Source organism: Escherichia sp. AM3 (assembly GCF_032029835.1).
Classification (GTDB): domain Bacteria; phylum Pseudomonadota; class Gammaproteobacteria; order Enterobacterales; family Enterobacteriaceae; genus Escherichia; species Escherichia coli.
The window spans coordinates 1-1352 of sequence record NZ_JAVUPQ010000303.1 but is presented as its reverse complement, the minus strand read 5'-3'; the positions used below and the strand labels follow the sequence as shown (position 1 = coordinate 1352).

At 45.1% G+C, this 1352-nt stretch carries 1 pseudogene; it reads right to left on the bottom strand.

The annotated features are described in order from the left end of the window. Nucleotides 1–98 precede the first annotated feature (98 nt). Nucleotides 99–1259, bottom strand: a pseudogene (locus RTW80_RS25315) (phage integrase central domain-containing protein); the annotation flags it as partial. Between the last annotated feature and the right edge of the window lie 93 nt (nucleotides 1260–1352).

The window sequence follows — 1352 nt, the reverse complement described above, 5'->3', positions numbered from 1 at the left end:
GATTGAAGATGCGGCCAGCCAGAGCGCGGCTTATGTTGTCATGCCAATTGGCAACGACCATGGCATCGGATATTTATCGGTTAACGTCGCGGTGAAAGCTCTATCAGATATTCTGCACGATTGTATGCTGCGATAATTTCATCTTTTTTTGAGTGGGCAAGCGCTGCCTCAAGAACTTCAGATCTGAACTTACCGGATTCTTCTGCCGCTGTTCTTGCAATAGAACGCATACCGTGAGCTACAAGCTCGCCTCCGAACCCCATTCGGATTATAGCTGCGTTGGCTGTTTGTTCATGCATATGATTAAGAGGCGCTTTAATGCTGGGGAAAACCCATTCTCTATGTCCACTTATTGATTTCATTAATTCAAGGATGTGCAAAGCTTCTTTACTCAAAGGAACTTTGTGAGGCTTTTTCATTTTCATAAATTCAGCAGGGATGTTCCAGATACTGTTGGTTGTATCAATATCAGACCACCTTGCGCGAACGGCTTCACCCGGACGAACCCATGTCAACAATTGCCATTCAATTAGCATACGTGTTTCCAAACGGATTGACGCATTCGTTAAAGATGCCATAAATCTTGGCAATTCGCTTGGGGGAAGGGCAGGCATATTTTGCTTTTTTGGTTTACTGAATCTTTGGCCAAGGTTGTCAGCCGGGTTGAACTCAATAAGTTCTTCAGTGGCTGCCCACCGGAAAATTTCATTCAGACGTGAAATGATGCGGCGTAGCGTTTCCAATACGCCTCGTTGCTCAATAGGATCAAGGTGTTGTTTTAAGAGCTTAGGTCGGATCTCATTGATAGGGACATTACCCAGACCAGGAAAGACATTTCTCTCTAAGCTGCGCCAGATGTCTGCTGCATGGTCTTGTGAGATACCTGATGTTTTTACCTTCTCATCTAACCATTTCCGCGCTACGGCTTGGAGAGTGTGCTCAGTAGCACTCTTTAATGCCTTCGCCTTATCGTTGTTATGGATTTGGGGATCAACACCATTTGCCAGAAAGGAGAGATATTCATCACGTAAGGCTCTGGCTCTTGCAAGGGTAAGGTGAGGATATGTCCCAAGGCTCATTTTGGTTCTTTTCTTGCTCACTGGTACTGCATACCTGAAATACCAATTTTTCTTGCCTCCTTTCGCCAAAGGAGCGATTCGTAGAATCAGACCATCACCGTCAAACAAGTTGATTTCTTTATCGGCTGGCTTAGTGCTTTTGATTTCAGTGTCAGTGAGCTTCTTAGCGATTTTTGCCATTTGGGACCCTCGATTTTTGGACCCTTCTTAGTGGGTCCCATTCAGGGTGCCATAACTCGTAGTTCTCAGCAATTCTCACTGGACGACAATAGA